Source organism: Humisphaera borealis (genome assembly GCF_015169395.1).
Lineage (GTDB): Bacteria > Planctomycetota > Phycisphaerae > Tepidisphaerales > Tepidisphaeraceae > Humisphaera > Humisphaera borealis.
Genome location: NZ_CP063458.1, coordinates 4117296 through 4136506 on the forward strand (window position 1 = coordinate 4117296; position 19211 = coordinate 4136506).

Annotated in this window: 9 protein-coding genes; 6 read left to right on the forward strand and 3 right to left on the reverse strand. The window is 63.0% G+C overall.

All coding sequences use genetic code 11. The features are described from left to right. Positions 1 to 33: 33 nt before the first annotated feature. A complete protein-coding gene (locus IPV69_RS15320) occupies positions 34 to 1023 on the reverse strand; it encodes a KpsF/GutQ family sugar-phosphate isomerase (protein ID WP_206290563.1) in 990 nt (329 codons plus the stop codon). A 286-nt stretch (positions 1024 to 1309) separates the two neighbouring features. On the opposite strand from IPV69_RS15320, the gene IPV69_RS15325 reads away from it, so the two are divergent. From IPV69_RS15325 to IPV69_RS15350, 6 genes are all read left to right on the forward strand, one after another. Continuing rightward, on the forward strand, positions 1310 to 2989 hold the full coding sequence (locus tag IPV69_RS15325) for a vWA domain-containing protein (protein ID WP_206290564.1): 1680 nt from the start codon (positions 1310 to 1312) through the stop codon (positions 2987 to 2989). 359 nt (positions 2990 to 3348) lie between these two features. Beyond that, the gene (locus IPV69_RS27585) at positions 3349 to 5457 is read left to right on the forward strand and encodes an exosortase/archaeosortase family protein (protein ID WP_206290565.1); all 2109 of its coding nucleotides are present in this window, start codon (positions 3349 to 3351) and stop codon (positions 5455 to 5457) included. Then, positions 5454 to 6401: a hypothetical protein gene (locus IPV69_RS15335; protein ID WP_206290566.1), complete on the forward strand. Its 948-nt coding sequence runs from the start codon at positions 5454 to 5456 to the stop codon at positions 6399 to 6401. The genes IPV69_RS27585 and IPV69_RS15335 overlap by 4 nt, the downstream gene beginning before the upstream one ends. A gap of 88 nt (positions 6402 to 6489) precedes the next feature. Further along, complete coding sequence (locus IPV69_RS15340) at positions 6490 to 11184, forward strand: tetratricopeptide repeat protein (protein ID WP_206290567.1); 4695 nt, start codon at positions 6490 to 6492, stop codon at positions 11182 to 11184. Between the two features lie 347 nt (positions 11185 to 11531). Beyond that, positions 11532 to 13775: a polysaccharide biosynthesis tyrosine autokinase gene (locus IPV69_RS15345; protein WP_206290568.1), complete on the forward strand. Its 2244-nt coding sequence runs from the start codon at positions 11532 to 11534 to the stop codon at positions 13773 to 13775. A gap of 138 nt (positions 13776 to 13913) precedes the next feature. After that, positions 13914 to 15545, forward strand: a complete 1632-nt coding sequence (locus IPV69_RS15350) for a CPBP family intramembrane glutamic endopeptidase (RefSeq protein ID WP_206290569.1) — start codon at positions 13914 to 13916, stop codon at positions 15543 to 15545. A 172-nt stretch (positions 15546 to 15717) separates the two neighbouring features. Here the strand turns inward: IPV69_RS15350 and IPV69_RS15355 are convergent, their stop codons facing one another. Both IPV69_RS15355 and IPV69_RS15360 read right to left on the reverse strand, forming a co-directional pair. Further along, a complete protein-coding gene (locus IPV69_RS15355; protein ID WP_206290570.1) occupies positions 15718 to 17301 on the reverse strand; it encodes a sialate O-acetylesterase in 1584 nt (527 codons plus the stop codon). Between the two features lie 225 nt (positions 17302 to 17526). After that, positions 17527 to 19074: an NAD(P)(+) transhydrogenase (Si-specific) gene (locus IPV69_RS15360; RefSeq protein WP_206290571.1), complete on the reverse strand. Its 1548-nt coding sequence runs from the start codon at positions 19072 to 19074 to the stop codon at positions 17527 to 17529. Between the last annotated feature and the right edge of the window lie 137 nt (positions 19075 to 19211).

Consider the following 19211-nt stretch of genomic DNA (forward strand, 5'->3'; position numbering starts at 1 on the left):
TCCAGTTCCCGGATCCACCTGCCGCCGGCAGACCTACGTTCCTTCGACGTCCATCATCTTGAGCAGAATCAGGTCCTGGATGTCGATGAGCCCGATCGGCTGATCGAGGTCATCGACGACCGGCAGTTCGTCGATTCGGTAAGGCCGCATGATCGCGATCGCCTCGCTGGCCAGCCGGTCGCCGCCGATGCGCTTGGGCTTGCGGGTCATTACGTCGCGGATCGGCTTTCGCAGGGCCGAGCCGTCGTCGTCGGTAATGAGCCGCCGAAGGTCGCCGTCGGAGAAAATCCCGCTGACCCGGCCTTGTTCGTCCACCAGGATGACCGCGCCGCTGCGTCGTTTGATCGCGCTGACCTCGTGCAGCACCTGCCCGACCGTCAGCCGGTCCGATGCCACCGGCAGGTTTTCGCCCTTGCGAAAGCTCATTGCCTCGCGAACCCTGATGAGTTTCCGGCCGAGTTGTCCCGCCGGGTGGTACAGGGCAAAGTCGTCGGCGGTAAAGTGTCGCGATTTCATCACGGTCAGGCAAAGCGCGTCGCCGAGGGCGAGCATTGCCGTGGTTGATGCGCTGGGAGCCAGGCCCAGCGGGCAGGCCTCTTCGATTCGCCCGAGTTCCACTGTCACATCCGCGAAGCGGCCGAGGCTGCTGCTCGCGCTGCCGGTAATCGCGATCACCGCGATCCCGAGCTTCTTGAGAACGCTCAGCACGCGCACAATCTCATCGCTCTCGCCGGAGTAGGAGAAGACGACCACCAGGTCCCCCTGGCGGACCGATCCGAGATCGCCGTGCACCGCCTCGGCGGGGTTTAGAAAGTGGCTGGGGGTACCGGTGCTGGAGAAGGACGCGGACAGCTTGCGGGCGACGTGCCCCGCCTTGCCGATGCCGCTGGTGAGGACCGATGCGTTGCACGCCAGGATCAAGTCGACAGCCCGGTCGAACCGGTCGTCGAGGCGGATTTTTCCAATCGCTTCGGCTTCTGCGTCCAGAACCTGCTGGGCGAACTGGCGATAGTCATTGCCCATGCTGGTCCTCGACATCCGGACGACGCCAAAATTGACGGCGTTTAAGGCAAGCCCCTTAGCGGGGATGATAAGAGTTCACAGAAAGAAACGGAAGCCGACGCCAACGCCGACACGACCGGTCCTTCCGTCATTCGGGCCCGGCCGGGTCGTAGCCTAATGGAATGGCGTAAATAGTCTTGCGTCAAGTTCGTTATTGGATCGCGGAGATGTACGTGTCAAACTTGTGTCCGGGTGCCTTTGGCCGCGAACGTGCGGCCGTGACGATTTGATCCTGTTGGAGGAAGCAATGGCCCGCCTGCCAGAAACATCCGGATCGCCGACACGCCGAGCTTTGATCCTTGCGTTGCCGGTGCTCGCGGTACCGCGTTACTGGGCGATGGGGGATGCTTCTGCGCCCGCGACGGCTCCGCTGTCCAAGAACGAACAGAAGATCAAGGACCTGGGGGCCTATTACGCCAAGTTGTACGGAGAGCCGCTTAATTCGACCGAGCGGCTTCCCCGAGAAATCGCGATCATCTCCCTGAGCCGTATCGATCACCCTGAGACCACGCGCAAGCTGCTGGAGGCGTTCAAGGTTCGGGACCGTGATCCGGTGATCTGGTACCTCGCGTGGGAGGCCTTACACGCACGCCACAACTCACTCTCGGCCGAAGAGCGGCGGGGCTGGCTGACCGGCGGGCTTCAGGCCGCCGTCGCTGGTGGGTTTCCGGGTGTCACTGTCACGCCACTCCTGAACGCCCTGGCCGAACTCCACCCGACGGCGTTCGAGGATCTGCCGCATAAGGCCGCCTTTCGAGTGATCCAGGAGAACGGGCTGGACGATCCGCAAGAGAAGAAAGCGCTGGTCGCACTTCGGCACCTCGTAAAGATCTGGAAGGAACCCTCATTGGTTCGCGTCCTGATCGCCCAGATGAACCGGCCGGTACTGGCCGAGCGGGTCGACTTTGTTCTCCGCGGGTTGCCCAACCCGCCGCCCGAAGGCGACCCACGCAAGCTGGCCGCTCCCTGGGGTGCCTGGTTCGCGTCGGCCGGTCTGAAGGCAGCCGACCAGTCCGCCCTGCCGAAATACGCCGGCGAAGCAACCGTCTTCCCCAAGCCTCCGAAGATTACCGACCCCGACGACAAGCGGTGGTATGCCGAGTTGGAGATCGGAAAGCTGACGGTCAGCGATTTCGACTTGGTCTGGGCGATCGATTCGACCGGTTCAATGAACGACGAGAACCAGATGATCGCCGCCCAGACGGGGCACGTGATTCGAATCTGCTCGCTGGTGAGCCGTCGAACCCGTTGTGGGACCGTCTACGCCCGGCACGAGATCGAAAAAGGACACCTGCAGAAGTGCTGCGAGGCGGCGGCGGCCAATCCTAACTTTTATCAGGTGAAGGCCTATCCGCTGACGGCAGACATCAAGGAGCTGTCGCAGACCATGGCTGCCGAGCGCATCCCCAAGCCCGATCCGCAGGGCGAGGGAAATGTGCATCCGGGCACGCCCGTGCTGGGCGCGCTGCAGGGCGCGGTTCAGAAGATGAAGTGGAGTAAGGACAAGAACGCGCGTCGGGTCATCGTGATGGTCGGCGACAGCAAGTTGACGCCGGGCACCGAAAAGGCGACCGAGCTGTTTGCCGCCGAGTGCAAAAAACAGGGGTACTTCGTCCATGCGCTTGCCGAAGGGCAGGCGATCACCGAATGGGCGGAGGTCTTTAAAGCCGCTGGCGGCAAACTTATGTCATTTGGCAGGGGTGGTGCCGTTGCACGCCCTCGTCCGGGTAATCCCCGGGTCGCCCCTGGTACTGCCGGCGAGTCGTCGCCGCGGACGGTGTTCGACCAGATCGCAGCCAAAATCATCCGCGGCCTGGTCACGCCGGCCTACCACGACCGGGTCGACCCGCTCATTGCGTACCTGGCAGACTATGCCCGGGCGATGGCCGCGGCCGAGAAGCGGATCGCCGAACTGGCCAAATCGTGACGCCGCGGGACTTGAGAAGAGGGCCGCAGCATGATCCGCCGAAGCCTCATAAGTGCATTCAAGGAATTGACTTCCGTCGGTTGGCATGCCTCCGCATTTGTGAGCCTTTCTTGAGGCCGTATCCAATCCGCACACAATCCCATTCGATAGGCGGTATACTCCACCGTCAGGTGGGTTTGGTGGACAACCGATACACTGGTTTTCCACCATTGTGCGAGTGATCGCGAACACTTACCGATTTCAGGACCGGCCGACTGCCGCTTTGTCGTTGGTGTAACGGCCAACGGTCTGGTGTTTTCCTCGGCGGACCGTGTCGTGACACGCTCCGCTTCCGATGCTCTGATGGCGTGAGGATTTGGTTGAGCACCTTCACTACTCCAACGTCCGGCACAGGTCCCGCCTCTTCGACGGGTGCCAACTCTTCTGGGGCTGCTTCGGCGGCTCTGCCTCTGGGCTACTCGCAGTCTCATGGCGAGCCGCAGTGGCTCGGACTGCCGGTCTCCGCGTGGTTCAAGATCGGCGTGATCAGCCTGCTGATGCTCGCCCTCTACTGGGCGAACTTCGCACGGCTTTGGCTCAAGACCAATCCTTTCACCGGCCAGGGCAACTGGGAACACGCGATCGTCATTCCCCTGATCGGTATCTACTACCTGTATGTGTGGCGCGACCAGCTCCTGGGCCATGTAAGGCCGGAAGCCGATGCAAATCGATGGAGTCTTCCCGGCATCTGGGCGCTGCTCATGGGCGTTCCGCTGATGCTGGCCCTGGCGGCCCACCCGATCCTGCTCGCCGGCGGGGGCGGCGGCGTGAGCCCGGCGGAAGTGCTCGGCGGGTTTGCCGACGGTGGCGTTGCGAAGCTCATCCCCGTCGTCGCCGGCCTGGTCGTCCTGTCATCGGCAGCCGCGGGACTTGTTTACCTCAAACGCCAGGAACTGAAGTACCCGGCCATGCAGGCCTGGCTCGATAACGTCTGGCACGGGCTTGGTGCTTGGTTGACGGCGATGGGCCTGCTGTGGGGCGTCTTCTTCTTCGTGGTCGTCCTGGTGCCCGCCAGTCTCGGATCGGTCACCAAGGTCGTCAGTTTCGTCATTGCGACCATCGGTCTGGCCGGCCTGGCTCACATCGCGTACTGGGGCAAGAGCAAGCTCTGGCGCGAGCGGTACGACGCCATCCTTTCCCGCTCGAGCGGATGGTTCGGCGGGTTCGTGATGATCTGGGGCATCCTGTTCAGCTTCTGGGGGATCTGGCCGGGGCAGAATGACTTCTTCAAAGACATCGGGATGGTCGTTGCGCTGTTCGGCGTGGTGACTTTGCTGGCCGGCTGGCGGGTTATGAAGGTGGCCTGGTTCCCGGTGGTGTTCCTCTTCTGTGCGATTCCCTGGCCCGACCAGGTCTACAGCTGGGTCGCAATGCCCCTCCAGAACTTCGCGGCCAAGATCGGTGTTTTTGCCCTGACACTCACCGGCGTGGATGCCGACAAGTTCGGCACCAAGATCCTCTTTGCAGGAAAAGACGGAAAGCCCGAGATGCTGAACGTCGCCGAGGCGTGTGCCGGCCTCAAGAGCCTGATGACCTTCATCTCTGTTGGTGCCGCTGTCGCGTTCCTTTCGACGCGGATGCTTTGGCAGAAACTTCTGATTGTCGCGTCGGCCGTTCCGATCGCGATCCTGTGCAACGCCGGCCGTGTCGCCGGCCAGGGGCTCCTGCATCGGTACGTCAGCCCGGAGTGGTCGCAGAACTTTGCCCATGCCTTTGCCGGCCTGGTCATGCTGATTCCCGGGTTCTTCATGATCCTGGCGATCTGCTGGGTGATGGATCACCTGTTCATCGAAGAAATCGAAGACGACGCCGTATTGAGGCGTGCGCGTAAATCCGCGGCATCTGCGGCGGCTTCCGGTGCGAGCGTGTTCTCGAAAGATGCGATCGGTGTTATCGAAGAGATTCGTGACCCGGCAGCGCCCGTCGCCGCCAAGGTCGAAGTCGCTGAGGCCGCCCACGCTGCCGGTTTGGCGACGGCGGCACCGACCGAAGCCGCCAAGCCGCGTCCCGCCGCCGCGCCTAAAGTCATTACGATTCCGAAGAGGCCCGCGCAGGGCGTGAACCAGTCTGCCGCAACGGGTGCCAAGCCTGCGGCCGCCCCGGCGGCACGACCGGCGGCGTCGGTACCGACGACGGCAAACGCACCGGCCGATGCGACAAAGTCGGTCCCCGCCGCCGCACGCCCCGGTGTCGCGCCCGGTGGCCCTGCGGGCGCCGCCCGACCACAGGCTTCGGTCGTACCGCCGGCGGCCGGGCAGGTCTCGCCCAAGCCGACCAACCGGGCAGCCACGACTTCATCCGCCGCAAGACCTGCGCCGGCAAAGCCTGCCCCGGCTAAACCGGTGGTACCGGCCAAACCCGCGGCCGCGCCCACTAACGCCGCTGCTTCAGAACCGTCTGCATCGGCTCGTCCGGAGGACCGTCTATGAGTGATCCCGTGCAAGGCAATCAAGGCGACCTGCCGGCAAAGCCGTCGGCTGCCGCCGCATCATCGGTGCGGAAGGTGCTTCGCGAGCCGCGTTTCCTGGTCGCCGCGGTCGTGCTGCTGGTCTGCGCCGCCGGTTTCAACGCCGCGGCACGCTCCCTGCAGCTGCACTTTCGCAAGCAGCCGGTTCCGTTGGCGGTGAAGTCGCTGGATGACAAGAATGAAGGCGTCTCGAGCGTGCTCGGCGGGCGTTGGATTCAGGTTACCGACGACCAGCCGTTGACTGCCGACGTCGAGCATGCGCTGGGCACCAAGCAGTATGTCATGCGGACCTATGCCGACTTCGTCGCCGCCAGGCGGACGGAGAACGAGCTCAAGGCACGGAATCCCGAAAAGATGGCGTCGATGCTGGCGGAACTTCAGAGTCGTCAGCCCGAGGCGATCATTCGCGTGGGAATTACGTACTACACGGGCCTGGTCGATACGGTGCCCCACATACCCGACCGCTGCATGGTCGCCGACGGCTACCAGCCGACCGACTATCGCGTGCTCGACGTGCCGAACGAGTATGCCGACGGAAAGCTCCGCGGCTTGAAGTTCCGCTTCATCACGTTCGAGGACATCACCGGCCGCGGCCGTATCACCCGCAACGTGGGCTACTTCTTCCACGTGAACGGGAGCTTCGAAGAGAACCCGCTGCGGGTACGGGCGACGCTCCAGAACCTGTTCGAAACGTACAGCTATTTCGCCAAGGTCGAGCTGATGACCGAACAGCCAGGGCATGGCGCAAGTGCCACCGGCGGCCGGGATCGGGCTGCCAAGGCGATGCAGGAGTTCTTGTTGGTGCTGCTACCGGACCTGGAGCGCTGCCTCCCGGACTGGGAGAAGGTTTCCGGGAAGTCGGCGCAGCCGCCCGCAACGGCGCCCGCGGCCGTCGACCGTCAATGACGGCCTGCCACCGAGGCTGTCCGTGACATGTGTTTCTTCAGACGTTTGATGTTGGTTAATCAGTAGAAAGATCGGAGCCGCTGAGCTTATGGCTCGTCGCAAACTCAATACGAAGGTCCTGGGCGTCCTGTTTGGTGTGCTGGTTGTCGGTGCCATCGGTGCCTTCGCGGCCAACAGGTTCCTCAAGCCGAGCAAAGACCCGCGTGTTCTCGAGGCCGACGGCGACAAGGCTTTCGCCGCCGGGGAGTATGAGCAGGCGCGTCTTGCGTTTGGCGGTGCCGCCGCAATCGAACGCAGCAATCCCGGACTGAAGGTCAAGTACGGCGACACGCTCATCAAGCTCACCCGCGAAGATCCGGTCAACCTTGGTCTGGCACTGCAATCGTGGGAAGCGGCACTGGGCGTCGACCCCAGCTATAAGCCGGCGCTGGAACGGCTCCTGACCTCGCGATGGGAACAGGTGGATCTGGGCGGCGGGCCGGAAGTCTTTGCCGACATCCGCCGACGTGCCGACCAGCTCGCCAAGGCCGACCCTTCACACCCCAAGGCCAAGATCTGGCAGCACGTCGCCACGGTCCGCCAGGCGTTGTTGTCGCAGGCCGTTCCGCGCGACGAGATCGTGGCCAGCGCCGAGGCGCTGCAGGCGCTGGCGACCAGCAATCCGACCGACTCCGAGGCACCTTTCTACCTCGCCCAGCTCAAGATCAAAGACGCGATCGAACGAAGCAGTGTGAAGGCACAGCGCGAGGCGGACCTGTCGTGCGACGATGCGATCAAGATCATCAGCGACGCGTTGAAGGGGCAGGAAAAGAACGCGCAGATGCAGTTCCGCGCGTCGACCGTCTTCAGGCAGTTGGCGCGTATCGACCGTCGCGCAGTTGAGCGCAAGCATGCGGAACGCGCCGGCGCCTGCATTCTTGCGGCGCAGCAGAACATCAAGAGCGGCGAACCCAACGTCGACGACATCACCCTGCTCGCCGCCGAGCAACTGTCCCGTGACGGCAAGGCCGACGAGTCGAGGCAGCTTTGCCGGGAGTATTTCGAGAAGAACCCCGACAACCAGCGGGCCCGCCTGGCCTGGGCCCGGTGGCTTTCGTCAAAGAAAGAGGAGCGCGACGCCGCGATTCAGATTCTCGCGCGGGAAGTGCCCCTTCCGAAGGACGCGGTGGGTGTCGGCGTGTTCCTGCACCGCGAGCAGCAGGCGTTGACGCTGTACGAACTGATCCGCCTGCGAATGGCCGACGCGATCACCGAGACTGACGACGAAAAGCAGAAGACCAAGCTGGCACTGGCCGACACCGACATGGAACGCCTCCGTCGGATCGCCAGCCCGCGGGCACCGAAGGTGCTTGCCATCGAGGGACAGCTGCTGTTGATCAAGGGGCAGCAGGTGGAAGCGGTCAAGGTGATGGAGGAGGCGTACTCCGGCATGACCGCCGGCGCCAAGGATTGGGAGACGGTGTTCCGTCTCGCCCAGGCGTATGAAGGCGTCCGCCAGCCCGGTCGGGCCAGGAAACTTTGCGAGGAACTGGTCGCGCTCGGCGGCGACAGCAATTACGTTTTGCCCGCCCGCGCATTGCTTGCCGACCTGCTGATTCGGGAGAAGCGGCTCGATTCCGCGCTCGAGCAGATCAAGCAGATCGAGACAAAGTCCAAAGACTACCCCGGCTTGTCGCAGCTCCAGACCGCCTACCTGCTTGCTTCGGGCAAGGGTGCCGAAGTGGTGAAGAAGCTGCCGGAGAGCACCAACGCCGAACGCTGGACCAAGATCCGGTTCGCCGCGTCGCTGAACGATCAGAACGAGCAACTTCGCCTGCTAGCGGCGATCGTTGCCAACGAGCCGTCCGACGTCAATGCAGTCCGCTCGCTGGCTTCGATGTACAGGTCGATGAAGTTGAACGATCGTTGCTACCAGACGGTCCAGGCCGGGCTGAAGGCGAACCCTGACGAGCCGAGCCTGCTGCTGTTTAAGGCCGAGCTCGACGGTACCGATCCGAAGGAACTGCGCGAACTCGCCCGACAAACGATCGAAAAGACCGTCAAGGATCCTTTCGACAAGGCGATGCGGCTTTACGAGCTCGAGAAAATGGGTGGCTCGGCGGAACTCGCCGCCGGTCACCTGAAGCAGGCCCTGGCAGTCAGGCCGCAGGATCTACGCGCGCTCGACCTGGTGTTCAGGGAGGCACTGGAGCGGCGGCAATTCGCCGACGCCAAGGTGTACATCGAAGCGCTGGTCAAACTGAACGCCGACCAGGTCGGCGGCCGGCTGTACCGGCACCGTCTTGCTGCCGCCGAGCAGGACTATGTCGAGGCCGAGCGGATTGGCCTGGACCTGGTTACGCGTTACGCCGAGTTCGCGCAGAGCTGGCTCGCGCTGGGCCAGGCACAGGAGGCGCTTGGCAAGTGGAACGAGGCGATCCGCTCGTACAACGAAGTGCTCGCCCGCCAGCCGATGCATTACGAAGCGACACGTGCACTCGTCGATACGCTCTACAATGCCGGCCGTACCGAAGACGCCAAGGCCAGGCTCCGGGAGATGCGTGTCAACTATCCGAACGACACGACGGTACGGGAGCTTTTCCTGAACCATCTGGCGAACTTCGGTGAACCCCAGTCGGCGATCGCCGACCGCGAGGACCAGCTCAAGAAGAACGACAACGACCCCTGGGCATACCTGGCGCTGGCCGCCACCTACTTCAAGAATGCCCAGCGGCTGTCGCTGGAGAACAAGCTGGACGAGTCCCGCAAGGAGATCGACAAGGCGTTTGAAAAGCTGTCGCAGGGCCAGAAGCGCTTCCCCGAGGACGTCCGCTTCTACTCCCAGGTCGCCGAGATTCGTCAGTACAACGGGCAGCTCGAGCAGGCCGAGCAGGTCCTGAAAGATTTCACCCGTCGGGAGAACATGAAGCAGGCACCGGCGCGTATCCGCCCGGAACCCTGGCTCGCGCTGGCCGATTTCTACGTTCGTACGAACAAGCTCAACGAAGCGATTGCGGCGTTGAACGAGGCGCTGGTCCGCGCCGACAACAGCCTGGAAATACGGCTGCGGCTTGTGTCCACGCAGATGCAGGCGCGGAAGTTTGCCGATGCCGAAGGCACGCTTGATGCGGTCCGAAACAACCCCGATCCGCGGGTCGCCCGCCAGCGGCTCGAACTTCTGATCGCCCAGCAGAAGCTGGCCGAGGCCGAGACGTCGATCAGGCAGGTGATCAAGCTTCGGGACGGCGTGGATTTGCGGAACCTGCTGGCCAGCATTCTGATCGACACCGGCCGGGAAGCCGAAGCGATCGTCGAACTGAACCGCGCCCTGGCGATGGACGCCAAGAGCGAGGCGTCGCGCTACCTGCGTGCGATGGCGATGGCCAAGAAGCGTCCGCCGGACACCGACGGGGCGATCAATGAACTGGTGGAACTGAAACGGACCATGCCGAGTTCGATGCAGGCGCGGCTCCTTCTGGCCGAGCTCTATGACAGGACCGGCCGACGGGGCAACGCGATCCAGGACCTTCAGGACGGGCTGAAGATCTCGCCGGGAAATCGCGAGGTGCGACTTTCGCTGATTCGGCTGTATCGCGCCGAACGGCCGGCAAAGTTCAAGGAAGCCTACGAACTGATCGCCGGTGCTGGGAACGACCCGGTGATGAAGACCGATCCCACCTGGCCGCGCGAAGCCGCCGTGCTTTTTGCACAGCAGCGGATGTTCCAGCAAGCCGTGGTATCGATGACCCGCGCGGTGCAGCTGTCGCCGGGCAATGTCGAGTACCGGCGCGAGCTGATCGACATGCTGCTACAGTTCAACGACCTGGCCGGCGCGCAGATTCAGACTGAGAAGCTGCTGCAGGAAGGGAGCGACTTCTGGTGGCTCCGCTTCCAGCGTGGCGTGGCAATCGGTCGGCAGATCGACCGCAAGATGCTCGCCGACGCAAAGACGAACCCGACGGTTGCGGCGAAGGTGAACGAGCTCAAGTCGCAGTCGCTGACGGAGTTCGACCGGGCGCTCAAGATGTCCGAAGCCGAGGGTGACGTCGAACGGCAGATCAGCATTCTGCGCACGCTGGGCGAAACGGTGGGCAACGACCAGGCGCTCTTGCGGGTGGATCCGAAGACGACGGACGATCCGACCAACCGATGGAAGCTACTGCAGATCGGGCTCAAACGAGCGAACGGTGATCTCGCCGGTGCCATCGCGCAGGCCGAACGCCTGTTGGCCGACCCGTCGAACAGGGTGACAGCTCCGGATCGCCGCGGCCCGCTGCTGCGTGCATTGGCCGACACGTACCAGAATCCGGGCAACCCGGATTACGTCAAAGCCCGGCGGTACTACGAGGAACTGCTGACGCTCGTACCCGACGACAGTGCCTCGCTGAACAATGTCGCTTACTTGCTGGCTGAAAGTATCGCGCCGCCGGAGCCGCAGTCGGCCAAGCTCTACAGCGAGCGAGCGTACGAGGCGACCCGGATCACCAATACCCCGAACGTGCTCATCATGGACACGCACGGCTGGGTGCTCGTGTTGTGCGGCGGCCCGGACGGCGAAAAAGGTCGCCGGATCCTACAGAAGATCGTTGAAGAGAACCCCCTGTTCATCGAAGCACGCTACCACTTGGGTGAGGCGCTCTTGCGCGTACAACCTATTGCACCCTCGCAAGCCGAGAAGGAGTTCACCGAATGTCTCCGACTAATGAATGAGGAAGAGAAAATCGGCGGCAAGATCGACGAGAAGCTCCGTGGACGCATTCAAACCGGTTTGGCGTCGGCACGAGAGAAGGTACGTGGCGGATGAGTGCCGACGGCCCCATAACCATGAATTCCCCAAATCAAAGCCATTGATCTTTCACTTGGATTCAGGCTGGCACGACCTGATAATTCAGATCGGGCATTTTTTGACGCGGGCTTCATACTGATGTGGTATCTTCCCTCCGATTCTTCTCCGGGGCGGGATACTTTGTTCAGTAGACGGGCCACCCCTCATGCGTGCTGCCGCCGCCGGTGGGTTTTGTGCCCGATAGAGGGAAATAGGATGAGCTGCCGTCTGAACGTGCTCCGGGAAGAACAGACGCTGTAAGCCTGACTGCATCTGCTGGCGACATCCGGTGATGAGTCGACGATGAATCAGGAGTCGAACGCCTTATGACGACGCTACCCCAGACCACTCCCGTTCGTGTTCCCCGCTCGGTCTCCGGCTCCCCGCTTGCAGGCCCTTCCGGGGCGATGATGGCCGGTGGTGCAGGAATGCTTCCACCGCCCGGTGGACTCACCGGTGGCGACGTCATGCGCGTCATCCGCCAGAACCTCTGGCTCATCATCCTTGCCGTCATTGCCGGCGGCATCTGCGGTTACCTGGTCAATAACTACTACCTCGTCAAGTATCACTCGCGCTACAAGACCTCGGGGCTGATGATGGTCCGTAGTCTCAGCGAACTCCCCGAGCCCGGCTCCCGCCGAACCACGCCGGGTATCGAAGAAACGCAGATGCTGCAGGCCACTCACGCCGGCACCATCATGCACGAAGGTCTGTTCCTCCAGGCGATGAGCGAGCCGGGCGGAAAGATTCGTGAAACCGCATGGTTTGCCTCGTTCCAGAACGAGGCCGACCCGATGGCGGAAATGAAGAAGGATCTTCGCGCCAACCTGCGCGTCACGCCGAGCAAGTCGTCCCGCCTGATTGAAATCGAGATGACCACGTCCGACCCCAAGGACGCCAAGAAGATCATCGAAGAGCTCGGCGACCTTCACATCCGCAACTACGCCGACCGCCACCGCAAGGACGAAAACGAAGCCGTCGGCCTGATGACCAAGGAAAAGCGGTTCCTGCAGTTGGAACTCGACGAAGAAGTCAACAAGCAGCTCGGCGAACTCGAATCGTCGCTCGGTAGCGATACGGTCGAAGTGTCGGCCAACTACAACGGTAAGCGGATGATGCTGGATCGCATGCTCCAGGAGCGGAGCCAGATCAACAGCCAGCTCGCCGGGCTGAATGCCCAGCTCAACGGTATGGAGACGGACGTCCGCGACGGACGTACGCCGTCGGAAGTGCAAACCCTCCTGAGCCGCGACGGCCGGTACCTGAGTGCTAAGCAGCGTCTGGATGACATGGATGTCGAGATCGACCAGCTCGCGATCAAGCTCGGCGAAGGTCACGACTTGGTGGTGTCTTACAAGAAGCGTCGCGAAGGCTATCGCCAGAAGCTCGATGAGATTCGTGAAGAGCTCAAGGCCGACTACACCGAAACCTACCGTTCGCAGCTTCGCAACCAGGTCAACGCCTACAACGCCAACGGCAACGTGATTGACCAGGAAATCGACAAGCTGTCGCGATCCCTCGGCGACCTGAATAACAAGATGCAGCGATACCGCGTGCTGCTGGAAAAGGAACGCCGCCTGCGCGACAAGATCAACGCGATGGAAGCCGAGATTCGAATGATCTCGCAGTTCCGCGTGGCAACGAACTGGGCTCAGGTCGAGTGGAGCAGCAAGCCGCAGAACCCCGACTTCCCGTCGTTCCCCAAGCTGCCCATCACCATGGCGGTTGCGATGATGTTGTCGCTGGCGCTCAGCGTGGGCATCGCGTTTCTGCGGGAACTCACCGACACCACCGTCCGCTCGCCGCGTGACGTGGCCAAGGTCGGTCAGCTTACGCTGCTGGGTCTCATCCCCCACGAGCAGGACGATCCGCAGGCCCAGGGCGCTCGGCTGCCGCTGTCGATCCTCGATGCACCGAACTCGCACATTGCCGAACAGTTCCGTCAGATTCGCACCCGTCTGCAGTACGCCCACTCGCTGGATACGACGCGCAGTCTGCTCATCACCAGCCCGAGCCCGGAAGACGGCAAGAGCACAGTGGCGTGCAATATTGCCGCTTCGCTCGCTCTCAACGGCCGTCGCATCCTGCTGGTCGATGCCAACTTCCGCCGGCCCCAGCTCAACACGTTGTTCAATGTGCCCAACGAGCAGGGCTTCGGCGACGCGTTGTCTGACCTGGACAAGATGCCCGAATGTGTTCGGCCGACCGAAGTTCCCAACCTCAGCCTGATGGTCGCTGGTACCCGTCCGGTCAACCCGACGGAGCTTCTGGAAAGCCAGTTCTTCATCGATTTCATCGAACGGGCCCTTGAGGAGTTCGATCACGTGATCTTCGACAGCGGCCCGCTGCTGATGGTGTCGGAGTCGGTCGCGATGGCCCCGCGTGTCGATGGCGTCATCACCGTCGTCCGCGCCCGTGGCAACAGCCGTGGCTTGCTCCAGCGGCTCCGCGACGAACTCCGCAAAGTCAAGGCCGACCACCTCGGCGTCGTCCTCAACGCCGTTCGTTCGCAGGGTGGCGGTTACTACGGCCGCAACATCAAGAGCTACTACGCCTACCAGAACGCGTAAGCGACTGGGCGTCGAGACAAAGGCATCAAGCGGACCCCGTCGGATCACCCGACGGGGTCCGTGTCTTTCCCGTAACGACCTGCAGTCCGGGTTGCATCCGCCGCTGATCCCGACGAAAAGGTGCCGCAGATGAATTCCATGCCCCACGACCCCGCACGTCGCGATCGCTTAGGCGTTCTCATCGCGTGGGCCGCGATCGCGATCAGCACGGGCGCCATTGTCGTCGCTGTGTTTCGCGCGGATGCAGACCGAACCCGTCTGGCGCACGAAGCCAATGTCGGACTGCACGATGGGGTGGACAATCCCCAGTTTGACCTGCAGGCCAAGTACGCCGTCGGCACCAAGCGCATCGCACAGTTGGGCGGGGCACCAACTCCGATCGGCCTGTCGGCGGAACTGCGTAAGCAATCGACGTCGCGAAACGATCGGCTCAGACTGGTGCCGGTGATTGCCGAACTGGAAGGCAAGCCCGCTGCGATCGCCGAACTGGGTCGCCTGTCGGGCGGCGCTGCGGCCCCGGCAACTGCTTCAGCGAGTATGCCTGGCGGGCCGATTGCGCCGTCGACGGTCCCATCCGCACCGCCCGATCATCTGTCGCCGAAGCGATCTGTTGCCGCCCGGGTGCTTTACCAGATCTATACCGAAGGTGCCGCAGCGGTCTCGCCGTCCGATCGGCAGCTTCTGACCGACCGGCTGGGATGGTCGGGACGGCTGGCGCTGGCGTTCGGGCTGCCGGACGATCAGCCTGATCGAAAGACCGTCATCGACCAGGCCGTCCTGTTCGCCGGTACCTTCCTCGGGGTGGTCTTGGCAGCGCTGGGTGGCACACTGGCCGGGCTGGTGCTGCTGGTGTTGGCTGTCGTGATGGTGACGCGGGGCAAGATGGCACTGCGGTATTCGCAGCAAACGCCTGCGGCCGTTGCACGGCTTGAGCCCGGCGAACTCCCCGCGCCATGGACAGCCTATCAAGGCTCCTGGTTGCCGGCGAGCCTTGGTCAACCTCGTGCGATGCCAGGTTCGCCTGCCGCCCCGATTGACGTCGGCATGTTGCCGGCCCGTTCGCATCTCGAGAGTCGTCCTTGCCTCGGTCCGCTTCGGTCCGCTAACGGCCGGACCGGACCATTTCTCGAGGCGTTCGCGATCTACCTCGCGGGGCAGGTCGTGCTTTCGCGCGTACTCCACGCACTGGTCGATGATTACTCGATTGCCTGGAACTTCGTCGCGATCGTGCCCGTCGTCCTCGCGTTATTCTGGCCGATTTTCAGGGGCGTACACGGAAGCGCGTTTCGTCGAGGCTTCGGCTGGAGCGCGCCGCAAGGCGTCTGGCGGGAGGTGGGAAGCGGGATCGTCGGCTACTTGGCCGGCCTTCCGGTGTTTGCCGTCGGCTGCGCGATCACCATCGTGCTCGTCAAAACGTTCGACGCGTCGCCGACGCACCCGATCGCCGGCGAAGCCGGTGGTGCCTGGCAGAACCTGATGCTGATTGTTCTCGCCAGTGTCTGGGCGCCGGTCGTCGAAGAGACCTTCTTCCGCGGCGCCCTCGTCCATCACCTCCGCACGCGTTTTGGCTGGATTGTCTCGGCCCTGCTGTCGTCGCTGATCTTCGCTGCGATCCATCCACAGGGGTGGACGCTGATCCCCGGGCTGATGTCGCTCGCGATCGTGTTCTGCGCCATTCGCGAGTGGCGGGGCAGCACCTATGGCGGGATGGTGGCTCACGCGCTGCACAATGGGACGCTGGTGTCGCTGATGATCCTCGCGGCCGGATGAAGGACGAAGAGTGCACCTCCTGTGCGACTGCTCATCGACGACGCCGCACGGTCACCGGTCGCTCCGCAGGTGCACCCTTCAACGAACTTCCCAACAAAACGACCGCCCGTGGCGACTATCGCCACGGGCGGTCTCTCTCTGAATCTAAGAATCAAACTTCCCGACAACGCGCTTACTTCTTCGGCTGCGTCACGCCGGGCCAGTTGTCCGTGCGGAACGGGTTGGCGGGAAGGTCGGCTGCGTTATAGAGGTTCGTCAGCGGGTTGATGCTCCACGCATACCGCACCGCGACCGGCTTTTTCACCTCGGGGCTCGAGACGACGACGGTGTCGCCTTCGACTTTCGCATCGGCCCAGACCCACTTCTTGTCCTCGCCGCAGATCGCAAAGCCAAGCACCTTGTCGCCCTTGGCCTTCAAACCCTGGGCGTTCTTGAACTTGATCACGGCCTTTTCGCCGTCAATCTTCATCGAGTCGTATTCGGGGCCGGCGTATACGACGTCCTTGCCGTAGTACTTGCCGAGGGCGACAAGCGCCAATCGCTTGCCGACGTCCTGCTTGTTCTTGGGGTGAATGTCGTTGGGGTTGTCGGCGTCGGCCAGATCGATCGCCAGCGCCTGACCGTTGTTGGGCAGCGCCGCGGTCATTGTCTGGGCTTCTCGAAGTTCCGCCCAGCTGTCGTCGCCGGGAACCTTCGCCGGCTGCTGGAAGTTGGCCAGCTGCACGATCAGGAACTTAAAGTCCTGGTTGCCCCAGGCGTCACGCCAGCTCTGGATCATCAGCGGTAGCAGCGTTCGGTAGGCGTAGGCACGGCCGGCATTGCTCTCGCCCTGATACCAGATGGCGCCCTTGCTGGCGTACGGGAGCAGCGGCGAGATCATTCCGTTGTAGAGCGTCGCGGGGCTGTGCGGGCTGGTGGCCGGGTCCTGTGGCGGCCTGGGTTGCTGGGGGACCGGCTTCTTGGCTGCCTTGGCTTCGTCAGCCTTGGCCTTCCAGTCGGCCATCAGCTTGTCCTTGTTCTTGTCCCAGGCTTCCTTCTGCTTCTGGTAGTTCTGTGCCTGTTGATCCCAGCTGGACGGGATACCGGCCAATTCCGGCGACTTCTGGAAATAGCTGATCTCGGTCCATGCTTCTGCCGGCGTGCCGCCCCAGCTCGAGTGGAGCAGGCCCACGGGAACGTTCAATTTCTGATTGAGCTCGCGACCGAAGTAGTACCCCACCGCGGTGAAGGGTCCGATCGTCTGCGGCGTGCAGGCGGTCCAGGCGGCCTTGGTGTCGGTCTGCTTTTCCTTGGGCGACGTGGTGTTGGGAACGTCGAACAGCCGGATCGTCGGGTGATTCGCGGCGGCGATTTCCTTCTGTGCGTCCTTCGCGCTGCTGACGGTCCATTCCATGTTCGACTGTCCCGAGCAAACCCAGACCTCGCCGACGAGAATGTCCTTCAGCGTGATGCTGTTCTTCCCGGAGACGGTCATCTCGGCAGGCTTGGCACTGGCCGTCAGCGGCGCGAGTTTGACCGACCACTTGCCGCCGGCGGCCTCGGTGGTGACGGTCTGGTCGCCGAACTTCACCGTGACCTTTTCGCCGTCGTCGGCCCAGCCCCAGACCGGCACCGGCTGTCCCTGCTGCAGAACCATCGAATTGCCAATAACCGCGGGAAGCTTCACATCGGCGTTGGCCTGACCGGCAAACAAGAACGCCGCCGGAAGCGCGGCCGCCATCAGGGCGGTTCGCAGACGAAGACTCATGGGTTTCATAGATCGTTCTCCTCGCGATGAATCGCGTGCGTGAAAAGAAGGGGATCGCGGGCGCGACGGGAATCCTCCGCCTCCGCGACGGCTCGAATGATCGATTCCCTGCGCCTGCCAATCAATACCGACGAAGTGGCGATCGGTTGGAAGTGGGAGCAGGAACCGTGAGCCGGGAGTCGGTGTCGGTTTCGACCTTGTCTCCTCCAGCTCCCAACTCCCGCCTGCTCCACCTCACATGTGCCGCAGCTTGTTCACCCCGTTCAGCGCCGCGACCTTGTACGCCTCGGCGAGCGTCGGAAAGTTAAACACGCTGTTGACGAAGTACTCGACGGTGCCGCCCAGTGCCATGACGGCCTGGCCGATATGGATCAGTTCCGTCGCGCCGCTGCCGATGGCATGAACGCCGAGAATGTGCCCGGTTTGCTGGTGGATCAGCATCTTGAGCATGCCGGTCTCGTCGCCCAGCAGCTGGCCGCGGGCCAACTCCTTGTACTGGGCGATGCCGGCTTCGTAAGGAATTCCTTCGGCGGTGAGCTGGTCCTCGGTCTTGCCGACCATGCTGATCTCGGGGATTGCGTAGATTCCGTAGGGGAACAGTTCCGGAATGCTCATGGTCGGAATTCCGAACGCATGGCAGACCGCCAGCCGACCTTGTTCCATCGCCGTTGAGGCCAGTGCGGGAAACCCGATGACGTCGCCGACGGCATAGATGTGTCCCTTGGCGGTCTGGTAGTTGCCGTTGACCTTGAGCCGCTCGCGGTCGTCGTATTCGAGGCCGGCCTTTTCGAGCTTCAACGCCGACGTGGTACCCTGCCGGCCGACGGCGTAGAGCAGGGTTTCTGCCCGAAGCGTCTTGCCGCTTTCGAGCGTCGCCTGCACGAGCGGACCGTTGGGCACGAAGTCGCCGAACATATCCAGCGTGTGCCCGTTGCCGTTCTCCGCGTCGGGGTGGAGCGTGGCCGGGCGATCGGCCTCGGAGGTCGTTGCGAAGCTGGTGGCGGCAGCGGCGGCGAGCAGGGCGGGAGAAGTCGTCGCGCGGGGGGCCGGCGTCAGCCGTTCGATCTTTGCGACCTTCTCTCCCATCCGCAGCGTGATACCCACCCGGCGCATCTGGTACTGGAACGACTCGGTGATTTCGTTGTCGAGGAAGCCCAGGACTTGCCGCCGACCTTCCACGAGCGTCACCTTGACGCCCAGCGCCGCGAGCATGCAGGCGTACTCAACGCCGATCACACCGCCGCCGACGACGATCATGGTCTTGGGAAGGCGTTCCAGCTTCAGCAGTTCGTCGGAGGTGAAGACGGTCTTGTTGTCGAACGGGACCGAGGCCGGCCGGGCCGGTCGGGTGCCGGTCGCGATGACGATTTTTTCGGCGCTGACCGCTTCGAAATCGTCGGGACGATCGACATACAGAATGTTCTCGTTGTCGAATCGAGCCGCGCCCCACAGCAGTTCGACATTGTTCCGCTCGAAGTGCTCTCGGATAATCGCCAGCTCGTGGTGGATCACCTGCTGGCTGACGTAGATCAGGTCGGCGACGGTGATGTTCCGCTTCACCCGGGACATCTCGCCGAACAGTCCGCGGCGTCCCACCCCGGTCAGATGCAGCACTGCTTCGCGCAGCGCCTTGGAGGGGACGGTGCCGGTGTTGATCGCGGCACCGCCGAGCACATTCTCCTTCTCGATGATGCAGACACGCTTGCCGAGCTTGGCCGCCTGGATGGCCGCCTTCTGGCCGGCGGGACCGGTACCGATAACCGCGACGTCGAAATGTCTCATCGAAAGGCACTCCAGGAAAAGTGGTCCGCCGCCCGTGGACGTCGGACTGTCATCTGAGAACCTAACCCCGACCGACTATTGTGCGAGTGGCGCGGGGCGGGGAGGAAGTTGTTTAGTGAAAACTTAGAAATCCCGGC

What these genes read in the sequence shown, in the direction of transcription:
- IPV69_RS15320 (WP_206290563.1), bottom strand. Translation starts at nt 1,023, where the DNA reads ATGGGCAATGACTATCGCCAGTTCGCCCAGCAGGTTCTGGACGCAGAA.
- IPV69_RS15340 (WP_206290567.1), top strand. Translation starts at nt 6,490, where the DNA reads ATGGCTCGTCGCAAACTCAATACGAAGGTCCTGGGCGTCCTGTTTGGT.
- IPV69_RS15325 (WP_206290564.1), top strand. Translation starts at nt 1,310, where the DNA reads ATGGCCCGCCTGCCAGAAACATCCGGATCGCCGACACGCCGAGCTTTG.
- IPV69_RS15360 (WP_206290571.1), bottom strand. Translation starts at nt 19,074, where the DNA reads ATGAGACATTTCGACGTCGCGGTTATCGGTACCGGTCCCGCCGGCCAG.
- IPV69_RS15335 (WP_206290566.1), top strand. Translation starts at nt 5,454, where the DNA reads ATGAGTGATCCCGTGCAAGGCAATCAAGGCGACCTGCCGGCAAAGCCG.
- IPV69_RS15355 (WP_206290570.1), bottom strand. Translation starts at nt 17,301, where the DNA reads ATGAAACCCATGAGTCTTCGTCTGCGAACCGCCCTGATGGCGGCCGCG.
- IPV69_RS15345 (WP_206290568.1), top strand. Translation starts at nt 11,532, where the DNA reads ATGACGACGCTACCCCAGACCACTCCCGTTCGTGTTCCCCGCTCGGTC.
- IPV69_RS15350 (WP_206290569.1), top strand. Translation starts at nt 13,914, where the DNA reads ATGCCCCACGACCCCGCACGTCGCGATCGCTTAGGCGTTCTCATCGCG.